Annotated in this window: 18 protein-coding genes, 1 tRNA gene and 1 pseudogene; 13 read left to right on the forward strand and 7 right to left on the reverse strand. The window is 44.5% G+C overall.

All coding sequences use genetic code 11. The annotated features are described in order from the left end of the window. The first annotated feature begins 100 nt into the window (after positions 1–100). The 3 genes from HDCHBGLK_RS12270 to HDCHBGLK_RS12280 are packed head-to-tail and all read left to right on the forward strand — an operon-like array spanning position 101 to position 2,340. Positions 101–667 carry a chromate transporter gene (locus HDCHBGLK_RS12270; protein WP_039909402.1) on the forward strand — a complete coding sequence of 189 codons (567 nt, stop codon included), beginning with the start codon at positions 101–103 and terminating at the stop codon, positions 665–667. Then, positions 664–1,227 carry a chromate transporter gene (locus HDCHBGLK_RS12275; protein ID WP_004605694.1) on the forward strand — a complete coding sequence of 188 codons (564 nt, stop codon included), beginning with the start codon at positions 664–666 and terminating at the stop codon, positions 1,225–1,227. The genes HDCHBGLK_RS12270 and HDCHBGLK_RS12275 overlap by 4 nt, the downstream gene beginning before the upstream one ends. A 3-nt stretch (positions 1,228–1,230) precedes the next feature. Then, on the forward strand, positions 1,231–2,340 hold the full coding sequence (locus HDCHBGLK_RS12280; RefSeq protein ID WP_004605695.1) for an anaerobic sulfatase maturase: 1,110 nt from the start codon (positions 1,231–1,233) through the stop codon (positions 2,338–2,340). A gap of 146 nt (positions 2,341–2,486) precedes the next feature. Here HDCHBGLK_RS12280 and HDCHBGLK_RS12285 read toward each other — a convergent pair whose 3' ends face one another. Beyond that, complete coding sequence (locus HDCHBGLK_RS12285; RefSeq protein ID WP_009248855.1) at positions 2,487–3,353, reverse strand: helix-turn-helix transcriptional regulator; 867 nt, start codon at positions 3,351–3,353, stop codon at positions 2,487–2,489. 759 nt (positions 3,354–4,112) lie between these two features. Here HDCHBGLK_RS12285 and HDCHBGLK_RS12290 point away from each other — a divergent pair. Together HDCHBGLK_RS12290 and HDCHBGLK_RS12295 are read left to right on the forward strand one after the other, a co-directional pair. Continuing rightward, positions 4,113–5,600, forward strand: a complete 1,488-nt coding sequence (locus tag HDCHBGLK_RS12290; RefSeq protein ID WP_004605697.1) for a sulfatase-like hydrolase/transferase — start codon at positions 4,113–4,115, stop codon at positions 5,598–5,600. Between the two features lie 21 nt (positions 5,601–5,621). Then, positions 5,622–6,992 (forward strand): MFS transporter, encoded by a 1,371-nt coding sequence (locus HDCHBGLK_RS12295; protein ID WP_039909403.1) that lies wholly within the window; start codon positions 5,622–5,624, stop codon positions 6,990–6,992. 95 nt (positions 6,993–7,087) lie between these two features. On the opposite strand, the gene HDCHBGLK_RS12300 is transcribed toward HDCHBGLK_RS12295, so the two are convergent. After that, entirely contained in the window at positions 7,088–7,318 is a 231-nt protein-coding gene (locus tag HDCHBGLK_RS12300; protein ID WP_004605699.1) for a helix-turn-helix domain-containing protein, read from the reverse strand. A 229-nt stretch (positions 7,319–7,547) separates the two neighbouring features. Here HDCHBGLK_RS12300 and HDCHBGLK_RS19450 point away from each other — a divergent pair, with 229 nt between their 5' ends. From HDCHBGLK_RS19450 to larE, 3 genes are read left to right on the forward strand one after another with little or no spacing between them, the layout of a single operon-like run. Further along, on the forward strand, positions 7,548–7,751 hold the full coding sequence (locus HDCHBGLK_RS19450; protein WP_233440671.1) for a hypothetical protein: 204 nt from the start codon (positions 7,548–7,550) through the stop codon (positions 7,749–7,751). 24 nt (positions 7,752–7,775) lie between these two features. Next, complete coding sequence (gene larB, locus HDCHBGLK_RS12310) at positions 7,776–8,543, forward strand: nickel pincer cofactor biosynthesis protein LarB (RefSeq protein ID WP_004605701.1); 768 nt, start codon at positions 7,776–7,778, stop codon at positions 8,541–8,543. Continuing rightward, complete coding sequence (gene larE, locus HDCHBGLK_RS12315; RefSeq protein WP_004605702.1) at positions 8,540–9,376, forward strand: ATP-dependent sacrificial sulfur transferase LarE; 837 nt, start codon at positions 8,540–8,542, stop codon at positions 9,374–9,376. Before larB ends, larE begins: the two co-directional genes overlap by 4 nt. A gap of 147 nt (positions 9,377–9,523) precedes the next feature. Here the strand turns inward: larE and HDCHBGLK_RS12320 are convergent. The 5 genes from HDCHBGLK_RS12320 to HDCHBGLK_RS12340 all read right to left on the reverse strand — a co-directional run bounded on the left by HDCHBGLK_RS12320 (position 9,524) and on the right by HDCHBGLK_RS12340 (position 12,906). Then, positions 9,524–9,609, reverse strand: a tRNA-Ser gene (locus tag HDCHBGLK_RS12320). Between the two features lie 333 nt (positions 9,610–9,942). Further along, the gene (locus HDCHBGLK_RS12325) at positions 9,943–10,833 is read right to left on the reverse strand and encodes an RluA family pseudouridine synthase (protein WP_039909405.1); all 891 of its coding nucleotides are present in this window, start codon (positions 10,831–10,833) and stop codon (positions 9,943–9,945) included. Between the two features lie 30 nt (positions 10,834–10,863). Next, positions 10,864–11,460: a TIGR04100 family radical SAM protein gene (locus HDCHBGLK_RS12330; RefSeq protein ID WP_004605704.1), complete on the reverse strand. Its 597-nt coding sequence runs from the start codon at positions 11,458–11,460 to the stop codon at positions 10,864–10,866. A 24-nt stretch (positions 11,461–11,484) separates the two neighbouring features. Beyond that, positions 11,485–12,015 carry a TIGR04002 family protein gene (locus HDCHBGLK_RS12335; RefSeq protein WP_004605705.1) on the reverse strand — a complete coding sequence of 177 codons (531 nt, stop codon included), beginning with the start codon at positions 12,013–12,015 and terminating at the stop codon, positions 11,485–11,487. 6 nt (positions 12,016–12,021) lie between these two features. Continuing rightward, on the reverse strand, positions 12,022–12,906 hold the full coding sequence (locus HDCHBGLK_RS12340) for a pyridoxamine kinase (protein WP_009248849.1): 885 nt from the start codon (positions 12,904–12,906) through the stop codon (positions 12,022–12,024). 287 nt (positions 12,907–13,193) lie between these two features. Between HDCHBGLK_RS12340 and HDCHBGLK_RS12345 the strand changes: the two genes are divergently transcribed. From HDCHBGLK_RS12345 to HDCHBGLK_RS12365, 5 genes and pseudogenes are all read left to right on the forward strand, one after another. Further along, positions 13,194–13,403, forward strand: a complete 210-nt coding sequence (locus HDCHBGLK_RS12345; protein WP_009248848.1) for a cold-shock protein — start codon at positions 13,194–13,196, stop codon at positions 13,401–13,403. Positions 13,404–13,481: 78 nt separating this feature from the next. Then, positions 13,482–13,819 (forward strand): annotated as a pseudogene (locus HDCHBGLK_RS12350) (DeoR/GlpR family DNA-binding transcription regulator); the annotation flags it as partial. A gap of 3 nt (positions 13,820–13,822) precedes the next feature. After that, positions 13,823–14,743: a 1-phosphofructokinase gene (gene pfkB / locus HDCHBGLK_RS12355; RefSeq protein WP_004607769.1), complete on the forward strand. Its 921-nt coding sequence runs from the start codon at positions 13,823–13,825 to the stop codon at positions 14,741–14,743. Positions 14,744–14,756: 13 nt separating this feature from the next. Continuing rightward, the gene (locus HDCHBGLK_RS12360; protein WP_039909871.1) at positions 14,757–16,688 is read left to right on the forward strand and encodes a PTS fructose transporter subunit IIABC; all 1,932 of its coding nucleotides are present in this window, start codon (positions 14,757–14,759) and stop codon (positions 16,686–16,688) included. A gap of 47 nt (positions 16,689–16,735) precedes the next feature. After that, positions 16,736–16,993 (forward strand): HPr family phosphocarrier protein, encoded by a 258-nt coding sequence (locus tag HDCHBGLK_RS12365; protein ID WP_004607767.1) that lies wholly within the window; start codon positions 16,736–16,738, stop codon positions 16,991–16,993.

Below are 16,993 nucleotides of genomic sequence, written 5' to 3' on the forward strand. Positions count from 1 at the left end.
ATACATAATGAAAAAGTTATCTATTTCATATAATAATAGTATTTTACATAAGTGTCAACCGAGGATATACTAAGAGACGGTGAAGGGAGATAAGATAGTTATGAAATGTAAGAAAAAAGTACTATGGAAAATATTTATTTCAACATTATATTTAAGTGCCTTTACATTTGGCGGTGGTTATGTAATAGTTACGTTGATGAAAAAGAAGTTTGTAGATGATTATCACTGGATTGAAAAAAATGAAATGCTGGATCTGGTAGCGATTGCGCAGTCATCACCAGGGGCAATCGCGGTGAATGGAGCAATTGTGGTGGGATATAAGCTGGCGGGAATGTTGGGAACGCTGGTTGCAATTGTTGGAACTATTATTCCGCCATTCCTGATTATATCTGTGATATCTGTTTGCTACAATGCATTTCGGAGTAACTATCTTGTGAGTCAGATGCTGGAAGGAATGCAGGCGGGAGTTGGTGCAGTGATTGCTTCAGTGACTTATGAAATGGGAGCAGGAATTGTTGAGAGTAAAGACGCATTATCTTTACTGATCATGGCAGGTGCATTTGGAGCGTCCTGCATTTATGGCGTGAATGTAATATATATAGTCATTACTTGTGGAATGATTGGAGTAATCCGGACTTTCCTTGTAAGGAAAGGAGCACAAAAATGATTTATCTGCAGTTGTTTTTTAGTTTTTTACAAGTTGGTATGTTTAGTTTTGGTGGAGGATATGCAGCAATGCCGCTGATTCAGGGGCAGGTTGTGACGGCGCATAAGTGGCTCAGCATGTCAGAATTTACCGATCTGATTACGATTTCGCAGATGACACCTGGACCGATTGCTGTTAATTCAGCTACGTTTGTTGGAATCAAGATTGCGGGAATTCCAGGTGCTTTGGTGGCAACCTTTGGATGCATCTTACCATCCTGTATTATTGTTACAGTTATTGCGAAATTGTATCTGAAATATCGGAATATGGCTATGCTGCAGGGAGTATTGAACTCTCTAAGACCGGCAGTGGTTGCGATGATTGCCTCAGCAGGAATTTCTATTTTAATTACTGCTTTTTGGGGAAATGCAGCAGCCATTGCACTGGCAGGAACAAAATGGAGTCTGGTCGTGATTTTTGTGGTATGCATCGTATTACTTCGGAAAATCAAGATGAATCCAATCTGGGTTATGGTTCTGGCAGGGGTTATGAAGGTTGGAATATCATTCATTGGAGGATAAAGAATGAGGAATATAAGTGTATTAGTGAAGCCGGCATCCGGGATGTGCAATATGACATGTGATTACTGTTTTTACTGTGATGAAGCAGCCAAAAGAGAGCAGGAATTCTATGGAATGATGAGTGAAGATACTCTAAAGAATTTGATTCGCAGAACAATGCTTCAGGCAGAAGGTGTTGCGAGCTACACCTGGCAGGGCGGAGAACCGTCACTTCGTGGACTGGAGTTTTTCCGGAGGGCAGTCTGGTTTCAGAAAAAATATAATCGAAACCATGTACGGGTGATCAATGCATTTCAGACAAACGGATATGCAGTTACAAAGGAATGGTGTGAATTCTTTAAAGAAAATCAATTCCTGGTTGGATTATCAGTAGATGGTACTGCCAGGATACATAATTCTATGCGTCACAGTAAGAATGGGGAAGATACGTTTGAGCGGATAAATAAGACTGCAAAGTTACTGGATAAATATGGTGTGGAGTATAATATTTTAACAGTGGTAACACCAAAGATTGCTGAAAATATAAAAGAAATTTATTCGTTTTACCGGCAGCAGGGATGGCATTACCAACAATATATTGCCTGTCTGGATCCATATGGAGAAGAACATGGAAAAACTGCATATTCAATTAAGCCAGAACAGTATGGAAAGTTTTTGATGGAACTATTTGGGTTATGGTATGAAGACCTGAAAAAAGGATGTCATCCGTATATCAGACAGTTTGAAAATTATGTGGGGCTGGCAGCAGGGTATATGGCTGAGTCCTGTGAACAGAGGGGGCAGTGTGGAATTCAGTATGTAGTGGAAGCGGATGGCAGCGTGTATCCTTGTGATTTTTTTGTGCTGGACGACTTTTACCTGGGAAATCTGAATACGGACATTATTTCAGAGATTGATGAAAAACGTAAAGAGTTAGGATTTGAGGAACGTTCAATGGAGCTTGATTTAAAATGTAAAAAGTGCAGGTACTACAGACTTTGCGGAGGCGGATGTATGAGAAACCGGGAGCAGGGGGACTCCGGATATTTGAATTACTTTTGCGAAGGATATCAAATATTTTTTGAACATTGTTATGAACAAATCATGGAACTTGGAAATCGTGTAAATTGTTGATGGTTTATGAGAGAAAAAGTGCATATTGCTTATAATTTTGTGCATGTACAGACAGGCATAACATTTTTATAATCAATAGTAGAACAAGTAAACGAAACTATCAAGAGGTATGAAAATGCTGAAAAAATAAAATAGTGGACTGAATATTAATCAGCCCACCAGTCGGGAGTATTTGAAGTAAGCAAAGACTGCTGGAATTCTTTTGGAGGAATTCCGGTAGTCTTTTTAAATACTCGGCTAAAGTAAAGGGAGTCGGTAAATCCTACCATTTGAGCAATATCTGATAAATTCATGGAATTAGTAGCAATCAATTCTTTTGCCTTTTCTATACGAAGTTCTGTGAGATATTTCATAGGAGCACTCCCCATACGTTTCTTGAAGAGATGTGAGAAATATCCGGTACTGAGTTTACAATACTCTGCCATAGACTCTATGTTCCAGTCATCCATATATTTCTGATTCAACTGGATTACAAGGCGGTTTATGGAAAAATCATTCTCAAGAGGAGAGAGAATCTGCTGATGAGAACGTGCGATGGTAGCAAGAATCTGTAGGAAATTACTTAACACCATCTCTTCAAAATAGGGTTTCTTTATTTGTAATTCGATAATTATTTCCTGAAATAGCGTTTTTAATAAACTATGTTCACCGATATAACAGTTATGCAGGTTGTATTTTTGGATTATTTCTTTACATTCATTTCCAGTGAAGTGTATCCAATAGATTTCTGGATGTTCTTCAAAATAATAAGAATAAGTTTGAGGCTCATGTGGTCGGAACAGCAGAATATTTCCGGCACTCAGATTTTCCCATTTTTTGTGCAGGTAATAATGTCCAGCTCCTTTATGGATGTAGATTAACTGGTAATCTACACGACCAGCTGCACGATTCTGCGTATAATCCTTAGTTTTAAAGATCTGCATGCCACAGCAATTTACAGACAGTGAAGCGGAATGATCTTCAAAGCCAATGGATCTTCGTTCGTTTCTAAAGTGACCTGATACGTTAATCATAGAGGTCCCTCTCTTTCGCATATATTCATATTCAAATACTGTCAAGATAGCAGGCGTTTGCCTTTGGTTTCTGTAAATTCAGATCTTCTATGATAATTAATGGGGCTTGACGGCGGATTCCGCTGTCAAGTCCTTGGTTAATACATATCAGAAATAAACTGGTATGTCAAGAGCGGCCGGAAGATAATCCATAATCCGGGCATGCATTTAGTCTTGGCATTCCGGCGGTTTTTGCTACTCTGGCATCCTTTCCGGATACATGATTGCGAGTTCACCCCTTACCTTCCCCCCAATACCGTATTTGAAGCCTTATACAACAGAAGGTTTTCTTGAACCACGTTCTGTGAATGAGTCAAAAGTATTGACAACTTCACAGGCACTTATCTTTTTCACATAATTCCTGAGAAGCCAAAAGTAAATCCGTCCATTGATATTTTTTTAATCTCTTTCGGATCTGTCTTAGTTCTTAGAATGTTTCTGTGTATATATAACCATTCGTTGACGTTGGTATTTCTGCTGTGATAAGATTGACATGCAAGGATTCTCCCTTCGTTTAGATTATTATCGAAGCGAATCCTTGTTTTTTTATGTTACCTATCTATTGTATCCCAACAGCAAGCGCTTGCCTTTGGAAAAGCAGAATCGTCCATACGAAACACATAATCTGATATAGGAATACTACAATCGGGGTACTATACTGAGTATGCAATTAAGTGACGGGCAGAATCAATCATAAATTGAAATCGAGGAGGATGAAAGATGAAAAAGCAAGTGATATTTCTGATGACAGATACGACCAGGAAAGATATGGTGGGATGCTATGGAAATCCGAAAATGAAGACACCAAATCTGGATCGTCTGGCAGAAGAAGGTATCCGTTATGAAAATGCATATACCTGTCAGCCGGTGTGCGGTCCAGCAAGAAGTGCAATTTTTACTGGTACATTTCCACATACGAACGGAATGGTAACGAACAGTATTGCAATGGGGGATAATGTTAAAACAATTGGACAGAGATTGCACAATCATGGGATTTCATGTGGGTATATTGGAAAATGGCATCTGGATGGATCTGATTATTTTGGAAATGGGCGATGTCCAGAAGGATGGGATCCGGAATACTGGTATGATATGAAAACATATCTGGATGAGTTGACGGATGAGGAAAAAGTAAGGTCCAGAGATCCAAAAGAATGTTATAAAGATGGTTTCTCAGAAGAATTTACTTATGCACATCGTTGTTCAGACCGTGCGATCAAATATTTAGAAAACCATCAGGACGAAGATTTCTTTTTAAGTGTATCCTATGATGAACCACATGGACCATCACTTTGTCCGGAGCCGTTTAACCATATGTTTGATGGATTTAAATTTGAAAGTTGTCCGAACTTTCAGGATGATCTTTCAAAAAAACCATTTATGCAGAGACTTTGGTCGGGAAAGAATCTGCATGCAACTGAAGATGAAATTAACCAGCCGTCAGATGGATTATCACTGTTCTTGGGATGCAATTCCTTTGCGGACTATGAAATTGGAAGAGTTTTAGATAAAATCCGGGAAGTTGCACCAGATGCACTGGTCATTTTTACTTCGGATCATGGCGATATGCTAGGTGCACACAGATTATTTTCTAAAAATGCAGCGGCATATAAAGAAGTCGCAAATATTCCATTGATTATTAAAGGTGGGGAAAGGGGATATGTAGAAGACGCAATGGCATCCCATATTGATATTGCACCAACGATTCTGGATTATTTTGGACTCCCGATTCCGAAATTACTGGAAGGAAAGAGTATGCTTCCACAGATTAAGAACCCGGAGAAAGAAATTAATGATGTAGTATTTACAGAGTTTACAAGATATGAGATAGATCATGATGGATTTGGTGGACTGCAGATTATGAGAGCAGTAATGTCTAAACGTTATAAACTGGTCATCCATCTTCTGGATACAGATGAATTCTATGATCTGGAAAATGACCCATATGAGATGAACAACCTGATCGAAGATAAGAAGTATATAGAAGAGCGCAATGCATTACATGATAAACTGATTCAGCATATGAACGATACGAGAGATTTATACCGTGGATATCAGTGGAGTATGCGTCCGTGGAGAACCGATTTTATTCCAGACTGGGAAAATGAAGGATATACAAGACAGCGAGAGAATGAAGAATATGAACCAAGACAATTGGATTATGATACCGGGCTTCCGATGGAAGAAGCAGTAAGAAAAAAATGTTAAATGAATAGGGGAGTGAACACGATGGAAGAAAAGAGATATTTAAAATGGTATAACAAAGTAGGATATGGCTCCGGCGATATAGGAGGCAATGTGGTATTTGCATTCTTATCTTCGTTTATTATGATTTACCTGACAAATACTGTTGGATTAAAGGCTGGTGTAATTGGTTCGCTGATCGCAGCATCGAAGGTACTCGACGGTGTTTCGGATGTTATTTTTGGTTCAATGATTGACCGTACACATACCAAGATGGGAAAAGCAAGGCCATGGATGTTTGGTGCATATTTTGGATGTGCAATTACACTGGTTGCAGCATTTTCAGTTCCGACTACATTAGGAAAAACTTCTCAGTATGCATGGTTCTTTATTACTTACCTGTTATTAAATGCAGGATTTTATACAGCAAATAATATAGCATATTCCACATTAACAGCACTGGTAACAAAGAATTTAAAAGAACGTGTGCAGATGGGATCTATCCGCTTCATGTTCGCATTTGGTACAAGTTTTCTTATTCAGACAATTACAGTAGGATTGGTTAAGCAACTTGGCGGGGGAGCAGAAGGCTGGAGAACAATCGCAATTATTTATGCGATTATTGGCTTGATTTCTAATACACTGACTGTATTTTCGGTAAAAGAACTTCCAGAGGAAGAACTGAGAAATGGAGAGGAAAAATCCGAAGAAGAAAAATACAGTTTGATTGAATCTATTAAAATGTTAATACATAACAGATATTATATCGTAATTCTTGTTGTTGATATCCTCAGACAGACATATTCGGCAATTATAAACTGTGGAATTTACTATATGACATACGTACTCGGAAAAGCAGAACTGCTCGGAACATTTTCTGGAGCGATAAATCTGGCGCTTATTATAGGTCTTGCGTTTTTACCGGCAATGGTAGCAAAATATAAAGGATATTATAAGTTGAACTTCTCTGGATATTTGATTGCAGCAGCTGGACGTGGAATTGTGATCATTGCAGGATATATGGGAAGTGTTCCTCTTATGCTGGTGGGTACAGCGATTGGAGCGATTGGTATGGCTCCATGGCAGGGAAACTTAAATGCATTAGTAGCTGAGTGCTCTGAACATACATTTTTACAGTATGGAAAGAGAATTGACGGAACGATGTATTCCTGTACTTCTATGGGATTAAAAATTGGTAGTGGACTTGGCACAGCAATTGTGGGATGGTTACTTGACTTTGGTGGTTTCGATGGAAAACTGGCAGTACAGTCACAGTCTTGTATTAATATGCTTCACTTTATGTATCTGTGGCTCCCAATGATTATTAATATTCTGGTAGCTTTACTGCTTACACAATTGAATGTAGAAAAAGCAAATCAAAAATTAAGAGAACAGAAAGCGATAGAAGCAAAATAATAAGTGGTTAGTAAGATAGGGTTCGTAGAAACTTATTCGCTCCGGCAGTCATGTAGACATTAACAAGTTGGTTGCAAATATCCGAAAATAGATCTTTATTTCTCATTTGTTAAACCAAGCATATAATCTGCGGAAACGTTATAAAACTGGCAGAGTCTGATAATATATTCTACTGGCATGGAACGTTTGCCAAGTTCGTATTGGGAATAAGTAGTCTGACCAATGCCGAGATAATCCGCGATAGTTTTCTGTGAAAGATCGCTATCTTCTCGCAGCGCCCTAAGACGATCTCTATAAATCATATACAAGTCTTCGTGATACGTCATACAAATTCCCTCCTATCGGAAACATATTATTATACTTGAACCAATCACGTTGAGATTTAACTCAAAATGAGTTATCATATATTAAAAAACAGTAGATGGTGGTATAAATATGTGTATGAATAAGATAAGGATTTCTTTAAGCAAAATTAAATATTATATACGCGTAGTATTTGCGTACGGGACAAGGACTAATCGTAATCATGGCCTTTCTTTTAATGGATATATGAAGATGGCCAGGAGGATGCTGGAAGAGGACAGGATCGTTGAATATACGGAATTTATGGAGCGGTATCCGGAGTATGCCAGCCTGGAATGGGAGTATTTGGAAAAGTATGTCATTCCGGAAGAGGGCGTGGAGGAGACGGAGTATAAGGAGATGTCGGAAAGAGTCTGGGAAAATATTAAGAAAGAGATCAAGAAACAGGATGAATAGCATGCATACATACAGGAGGAGATTATGGAGACACGCGAGATACTGGAAAGGTTAAAGAAGGGGGAACTGAGCCTTGAGGAAGCAGAAGGCGCCTTGAGACGCCAGCCTTTTGAGGATCTGGGGTATGCCAAGCTAGATACCCACAGGAAGATACGCTCCGGTTTCCCGGAAGTCGTATTTTGTGCCGGAAAAGCAGATGCGCATCTCCTTGCGATCTTTGGCAGGCTGTATGAGGAAGAAGGGGAAGTCCTTGGCACCAGGGCATCCAGGGAACAATATGAACTGATAAGGAGCAAATACGCACAGGTGCAGTATGATGAGACGTCAGGAATACTGAAGATAGAACATGAGGGAAAGGAAAGAGCAGGCCGCATCTCCGTCTGTACGGCAGGCACGGCAGATATTCCGGTAGCGGAGGAAGCGGCCCAGGTGGCCGAATATTTTGGCGCCTGCGTAGAGCGCGTTTACGATGTGGGAGTAAGCGGGCTGCACAGGCTGCTCGCCAGGCTGGAGACCATACAGCGGGCCAATTGCGTGATCGCGGTGGCCGGCATGGAAGGCGCTCTTGCCAGCGTTATCGGAGGCCTGGTGGATAAGCCGGTTATTGCCGTCCCGACTTCGGTTGGCTATGGCGCCAGCATGCATGGACTGTCGGCCCTTCTGACCATGATTAATTCCTGCGCCAATGGCATCTCGGTGGTGAATATTGACAATGGATACGGGGCGGGCTATATTGCGGCCCAGATAAACAGGCTGGGATTAAGAGGAAGGCAGGAAGAGGAAAGGGAATGAAAAGGAACGAAGAGAAGATGCAGTGCCTGAGAAGACAGATGGAAGGCTATGCCAAGAAGGACGTGATCGTTGCATTTTCCGGCGGAGTGGACAGCAGCCTGCTGCTGAAACTTGCCTGCGAAGCGGCGTTAAAAAGTAATCGGAAGGTGTATGCAGTCTTCCTTCATACGGCGATGCACCCGTCTGGTGACGCGCAAAGCGCCAAAAGGGTTGCCGAAGAGATTGGGGCTGATTTCAGGATACTTAAGATTGATGAACTGGAAACCGCGCAGATTGCGGACAATCCGACAGACCGGTGCTATCGCTGCAAAAGGCATTTGTTTGAGCAGATCCAGGGCGAGGCCGCTAAGCTGCAGGCAGGATGGATAATGGAAGGGACCAATGCGGATGACCTTAAGGCCTATCGCCCGGGTATCCGCGCGATAAGAGAACTGGGAATCATCAGTCCTTTGGCGGACGCCTGCATTACCAAAGAAGAGGTCAGGCTGCTTGCGAAAGAATATGGGATCTCCGTAGCGAAGAAGCCTTCGACGCCTTGCCTGGCCACCAGATTCCCTTATGGAACCAGGCTGACTTATGCGGATATGCGTAAGGTGGAAGACGCAGAGTCTTATCTTAAGGAACTTGGGATTTACAATGTACGGGTCAGAGTTCATGGCGATATTGCCAGAATCGAGGTGGACTGCCAGGCTATGGACGTGGTCATGGAATACAAAAAGGAGATTGCAGAATATCTCAAGAGCCTGGGCTATGTCTATATTGCGCTTGATCTGGAAGGATTCCGGTCTGGGAGCATGGATCAGAATATAGAGGCTCATGATAGGGAGGATTAAGATACTAATATGATTATTATAGCCGGAAAATGTGAAGCAGATATGTCAGAAGACGGAAATGTTTCTAAAGAATCTTAAAAAAACGGAAGAAATTATTGGAAAAATATATCCTGCATGTACCGAAAGAGATGTACTGGCAGGATATAACGCAGCAGGAGGGATTTGAACCCCCGGAGCCTTTCGGCTCTTCTGCTTTCGAGGCAGACGCCTTCAGCCAACTCGACCACTGCTGCATAGTGTATGGCTTCGGATGGAAGCCACGTACTGATTATAGCATAAGAGATTCGTCTGAGGGAATACCTAATGTAAAAATTATTCATTTTTTTGCACAGAGAGAGAGCCGGCACTTATGCGCCGGCCCGAAAGGGGGATGAAAAAATCTATGTAAATTTTACGTATTGTTAGGCGAAGTCCGGTAATCATACAGACACCTCAGTACGACTACCGTCTTCTTTAATTGATAAGTTTATTATAAGGAATAAATGTGACGTAAGTATGTCAACAGTCAGAAAAATTTCTAAAGATTCTTAAGAAAATCATAAGCCAGGCAAAAGGCCTGTTAAGGTTTATGGATCCAGCACCGATTGCATGTCCTCGGGAAGCGGCGCGATGAATTCCATATCCTCCCCGGTAATTGGATGAGGGAATGAAAGCTTATGGGAATGAAGCGCCTGTCTCCCAATATATTCCATGTCAGGATTATACAGATAATCTCCGATGAGAGGGTAGCCCAGATGTTTCATATGAATGCGTATTTGATGTGTGCGGCCAGTCTCCAGGCGAAGTGAGACGAGGCTGTGTCCGTTCTTTTCATCTACGACGCAATAATGGGTGATGGCTGTCTCTCCCTGCTCCCAGTCTACGGTGCGCTCGATAATGGAGCCGGGCTTTCGTGATAAAGGAGCATGGATGGTTCCGGCAGAGGGCGTGATATGGCCTCTGCAGATTGCCAGGTATTCCCGGTGAAGCATCCTGTCGGCGGCCATGGACGACAGAACATTGCCGCTTAGCATATGCTTGGAGACAACGGTGAGTCCGGAAGTATCCCGATCCAGCCGGTTCGCGCACCGGAATACGAAAGCCTTCCCCTGTTCCTGATAATACCAGGCAAGGGCATTGGCAAGAGAATTCCTGTAATTATTCTGGGAGGGATGGATAGGCATTCCGGCAGGCTTATTGATGACGATGATGTCCTCATCCTCGTACACAATATCCAGAGACAGGTTTACCGCAGGAATATTTTTGGAGGATTCATGTTCCTGTATGTGGATCACCAGTTCGTCACCAGATGTAAGACGGCGGTTCAGATGAAGCCACTGGCCGTTTACAAGCACGCTTTCTTTCATTTTCTTTAACTGGGTGAGATTCTGAAGCGAGTATCCTCTGCGCAGGAGAAACTGCTCAATCCGAAGCCCTCCCTCGGAAGGGCCAATCTGATAAGTTAATATTCTGTCCATATTCCGTCCCCCATATTTCGCAGACATCCGTTAGGCATATCTGCGTATTCTTAGTGGTATATCCAGCGAGGCGGCCAATTTCTTGCATGCCTCGATTTCCTCCTTGGGCAGCACATCTACAATCGTAAGTTTCACCGAAGGAATTTGTCCTTTGCATTCCGTTGCGAATTGAAGGAGTCCTTCAAACGCGTTGTCAAGCTGTGGGCGGGAAACTTCATTATACTGCTCGCTGGTAGGCGCATTCAGGCTGATGGATACGGAATCTACCGCTTGTGCAAGAAGGGGAATGACATCTTTTCCATAGTATAGGTTTGCCAGCCCGTTGGTGTTCACCCGGATGGACAGTCCATATTTCTCTTTTGCATATTTTGCCGAAGCGACCAGGTTATCGATCGCGCAAGTGGGCTCTCCATAGCCGCAGAAGACCAGTTCCTTATAGCCGGCAAAGTCAAAGGCGTCCATAGCTTCCTTGATCTGCTCAAGTGTGGGATCAGTCTTGTGCCAGAGAGTGTCTGCATCGCCTACGCCGTCTTCGTGGCTTCGGATGCAGAAGCGGCAGCGGCAGTTGCATTTGTTGGTAATATTAGCATATACCTGGTCTTTGTAAGTGTATAAAATATCAGCCATCGTATATCCTTCCCTTCTGTAATCTTAGTGATTGCTGAATAAAAACTGCTGTGTCTTGGCTTTTATATGGATTCGGTCAAGCGCTGCCGCGGTAAGAAGAAAGATAACCGCGCTTCCGCCGGACTGTATGGCGCTTCCTGCAAGAGAAGCCAGCGGCGCTGCAAAAGAGCCGAAGAGGATGCCCTCCGCCAGATAGTAGCCTGTTGCGGACAGGAAAAGGGCAGGGAGCGGAGCGATTATATTGCGCATCTCCAGCATCTTTGTGCTATGGCTGGTAAATGGAAGCGTGATAAGCATCTTGATCAATATGGTCGCGGGCGCCCACATTGGCGCGGTCATGAGATCTGCAAGCCCGCCCCCGATCGCCGCTGCGGCCAAGGCATACGGACGGGGCAGGAGGACGGCGGCGATATAGATCAGAGCATCTCCAAAGTGGATATATCCTCCGTTCGCTCCATAGGGTATGTGGAAAATATATGCGGTCATCAAGGCGATCATTGCTGCGAATAGGCCGGTGACGGTGATGAGGGCAGCGGGCCTGTTGGTAGTTTTCATAATTCATCATCCTTCCTTATGATTAAAAAAATTGTTACATTCCGGAATTAGGCAAGACAGGTATTTCTCGTAGTTTACGCCATCATTGCGGGGGATTCCATCTGCTACGGTATCCTTGATGGCCAGTTCCAGAAACTGTCCGGCAGTTTGCATAATGTCTGGGAGAGGAATGCTTCTGGCCATCCCCGCGCTGATACAGGAGGCGAATAAATCCCCAGTGCCCGAGTAGCTTCCGCCAACATAAGGCAGAGAGCAGAAAAAAGAATCCTTATGATTCATATATAGGTTGCCTACCTGCTGCGTCCCGTCAGCATCCGTGAAATTGATTCCGGTGACGACGATGTCACGGGGGCCGTCTTGGCAGAACGACTGGCCCAATGCGCGGATGGCGGACAGCTGCTGGTCTATCTGTGTAAAGTTGGCGATCTTGTTATAATCCGCTTCCGCCAGAAGACAGAATTCCGTAAGATTAGGGGTAATGATATCTGCCCTCATAGCAAGCCTTCTCATCTGTGCCAGGAGGGACGGAGTAAAGATAGAATAGGTACGTCCATTATCCCCCATTACTGGATCTACCAGCAGAAATGTATCCGGGCTGTCGAAGGTGTCTATGAAGTTGAAAATCTGCCGGATCTGCGCTTCTCCGGCTACAAAGCCGGTGTATATGCCGTCGAAATGCTGCCCCATCTTCTTCCATTCGGCGCGGTAATGCTCCATCTTGTCTGTGTAGTCATCACAGTAGTAGCTGGGATAGCCGGTCTGTGCAGTCAGGATTGCGGTTGGAAGCGGGCAAGCCTGGACGCCCATGGCAGAATGGACGGAGATGGCCGCAGTGAGAGAGCAGCGGCCGAATCCGGACAAATCATTGATTACAGCGATCTTTTTCGTCAAGTCGGTTCACATCCTTTAATGTATTATAGATTGCAATTGCTTTTCTGTAGACTATACTATCACTAAAGTGGATGGCTTAAAAAGTCCAGATACAAAGAAAACAAACAGGCCAGTTTTTTGAAAAGTTTCTATTTACTTTTAAAGCAATACATGATATAGTAATAAATGTAATCGGGTAATGTATGAATCGGACCTATGTTTGTAAGTCGTTTCCACATGATTTACGAATAAAGGACGTTTTTTTATTATCCAAAAAGCACAAAATTAGAATATGGAGGTACCGCTTAATGAACAATGGTACAGTAAAATGGTTTAACTCAGAAAAAGGATATGGATTTATTACAGGAGAAGACGGCAAAGATGTATTTGTACATTTTTCAGCTATTATGTGCGATGGATTCAAGACTCTTGAAGAAGGTCAGGCAGTGACTTTTGATGTAGAGGCAGATCCAAAAGACAGCAGAAAGCTGAAAGCAGTTAACGTTTGTACTGTTTAGTCGTTTATAATATACAGAACGATCTTTTTCAGGGCAGAGTTATCTGCCCTGTTTTTATTAAGGCTTGTAAATGAGTAGGTTCGCAGAGATATGAATATAGAGGAAAAAGTAGTGATCGCTAAGTATGCGGCGGCCCTGATTGAAAAGGATGATTTTGTCTACCGGTGCAGGGTCTTTCTGCCGGGCGGCGAGTTAAAAGAAGTGACGGAGGCGATCGTAGGTGCTCAGGCAATAGATAGCCTGAAAAGATATAACTTTACGAAAGGCTTTTTCGGGGCTAACGGAGTACATAGGGAGCGCGGCCTGACGACGCCGGATATTACAGAAGCGCCGGACTTGAAAAAGGAATGATCCTGACTACCAGGCTGCGGGATGCGCCCTACAAGGCATGCAAGAATATTTTGGAGGTTGGATAAAACATGATTTACACGGTAACATTTAACCCTTCCCTGGATTACGTCATCCGGGCGGAAGAACTGGTGCCCGGCAGGCTTAACAGGACCACCCATGAATGCATCTACCCGGGAGGAAAGGGGAACAATGTATCAGTGATACTGTCAAATCTGGGGCTAAAGAGCAAGGCCCTTGGGTTTGTAGCCGGATTTACCGGCGAGTCCCTTGAGAAGATGCTCAATGATTATGGGTGCTACACTGATTTTATCAAATTAAAAGAGGGATTTACGCGGATCAATGTAAAAGTCAATGCAAAGGAAGAGACGGAGATCAATGGACAAGGCCCGGTGATTACCAATGAGGCGATTGATCTCTTGTATGAGAAGCTGGATCAGTTGGAGGAAGGGGATGTGCTGGTGCTTGCGGGAAGCATTCCCAATACGCTGCCCTCGGATATGTATGAGCGGATCATGGCAAGGCTTGAAGGCAGGGATATCCGGGTGGCGGTAGATGCCACGAAGGATCTGCTGCTAAATGTGTTAAAATACCATCCCTTCCTGATAAAGCCCAACAATCATGAACTGGGCGAGATGTTTGGAACCACCTTAAAAACGCAAGAAGAGATCATCGAATACGCGGGAAGACTAAAGGAGATGGGAGCCAGGAATGTACTGGTGTCAATGGCTGGAGATGGAGCGATTCTCCTGGCGGAGGACGGAAGCATCCATAGCGGGAAGCCTCCCAAGGGCAAGGTGCTCAATTCCGTAGGGGCAGGCGATTCTATGGTGGCGGGATTTTTAACCGGATACCTGAATACCGGAGATTATGAAAAGGCGTTCAGGCTGGGAGTCGCAACCGGAAGCGCAACGGCATTTCTTTATTGGCTGGCAGCCAAAGAGGATGTAGTGAGGCTGCTTAATGAGGATCCGAAGAAATTTGGATTATAGGAGGGAAAAAGAGATGAAAATCGTAGACTTGCTCAGGAAAGAGAGCATTAACCTGAATGGAGAGGTTCATTCAAAGAAAGAAACCATTGACCAGATGGTAGATCTTATGGCTGCCGGAGGCAACATTGCGGACGTGGATGCATATAGAGAAGGCGTATATAAAAGAGAAGAAGAAGGCACCACGGGGATTGGGGAAGGAATCGCGATCCCACACGCCAAGACTGATGCCGTCAAGGCGCCGGGACTAGCGGCCATGGCGGTGAAGGAAGGCGTGGACTATGATTCTCTGGATGGAGAGCCGGTTCATTTGATCTTCCTGATTGCCGCGCCGAATACAGAAGACAATGTCCATCTGGAAGTATTGAGCAGGCTTTCCATGCTGCTGATGGATGACGGATTCCGTGAAAATCTTATGAGCGCCGGGACAAAGGAGGAATTCCTGGGCTATATCGACGCTGCTGAAAAAGAGAAGTTTCCGGAAGAATCCAAAGAGCAAAAGGAAAACGATAAAGAGGACAAAAAAGGCTATCGGATTCTGGCAGTCACCGCGTGCCCGACCGGTATTGCCCATACCTATATGGCGGCCGAAAGCCTGGAGAACAAGGCACAAGAGATGGGCTACACGATCAAAGTGGAGACCAATGGATCAGGCGGGGATAAAAATGTGCTGACAGCCGATGAGATTGCCGGATGCGACTGCATAATCATCGCTGCGGATAAGGATGTAAAAATGGCGAGATTCGATGGCAAGCCAGTCATTATTACGAAGGTCGCCAACGGAATCAGCAAGGCGGAAGAACTGATTACGGAAGCCATGAGCGGCAAGGCGCCAATCTACCACAGCAAAGGCACGGATGAGGCAAGCGTAAGCCAGGACGGGGAAGGCCTGGGAAGAAAGATCTACAAAAGCCTGATGAACGGCGTGTCCCATATGCTTCCATTCGTGATCGGCGGCGGCATCCTGATCGCCCTGTCCTTCCTGGTGGACAGCGCCAACGCGGGAGCCGCGGACTTTGGATCCGGGACGCCGCTTGCGTTGTTCTTCCATACGGTGGGCAATACTGCATTTGGCATGATGTTCCCAATCCTGGCCGGATATATCGCGATGGCAATCGCGGACAGGCCAGCGCTGATGCCAGGCATCGTGGGCGGATTACTTGCCAAGGCGGGAACATCCGTATCCCTGCCGGAAGACCAGTGGGTATCTTCCGGCTTCTTCGGAGCACTGATTGCAGGCTTCGTTGCAGGCTGCCTGATGGTGCTGATTAAGAAACTGTTAGATAAGCTGCCCAAATCCCTGGAAGGCACCAAGCCGGTACTGCTGTATCCTTTCCTTGGAATCCTGGCAATGGGCGCGATTATGATATTCCTTGTAAACCCTCCGGTAGGAGCCTTTAATACCTGGCTGAATGATATGCTGGCAGGCATGGGAGAATCCAGCAAGATTCTTCTGGGGGCCGTCTTAGGCGGGATGATGTCCATTGACTTCGGAGGACCATTCAACAAGGCGGCCTATGTGTTCGGGACGGCGGCCATTGCAAGCGGCCAGATTGACATCATGGCAGCAGTTATGATCGGAGGCATGACGCCGCCAATCGGCATTGCGCTGGCGACTACCTTCTTTAAAAAACGGTTCACCAAGAGTGAGAAACAGACCACGGTTACGAACTATATCATGGGTCTATCCTTTATTACGGAAGGGGCCATTCCTTTTGCGGCATCCGATCCGCTAAGAATCATTCCTCCATGCGTAGCAGGCTCTGCAGTGGCAGGGGCATTGTCCATGGCGTTTGGATGCGGGTCAAGAGCCCCTCACGGCGGGATCTTTGTTATCGGGATCGTGGAGAATGCGCCGATGTTTCTTCTGGCGCTGGCAATCGGGGCCGGGGTGACCATGGCAGGCATCATACTTTTGAAAAAGCCGCTTCCTGTAGAAAAACAATAGACAGCGAAAATATAAATAATTATAATAAAGAAGAGGAGAACGAAACAATGAAAGAATTCCAGTACACCATTACTGACCCGGAGGGAATCCATGCAAGACCAGCTGGCCTGCTGGTTAAGAAGGCCAATGAATTTACATCCAAGATTATGATTGGAAAGGGCGGCAAAAGCGCGGATGCCAAGAGAATCTTTGGAGTTATGAGCCTTGGAGCCAAGAAAGGCGACGAGATATTCATGACGGCAGAAGGCGCGGATGAGGAGACTGCGGCTCAGGCACTGGAAACATTTTTAAAAGAGAACCTGTAA

The sequence above is a fragment of the [Clostridium] scindens ATCC 35704 genome (genome assembly GCF_004295125.1).
Classification (GTDB): Bacteria; Bacillota; Clostridia; order Lachnospirales; family Lachnospiraceae; genus Clostridium_AP; species Clostridium_AP scindens.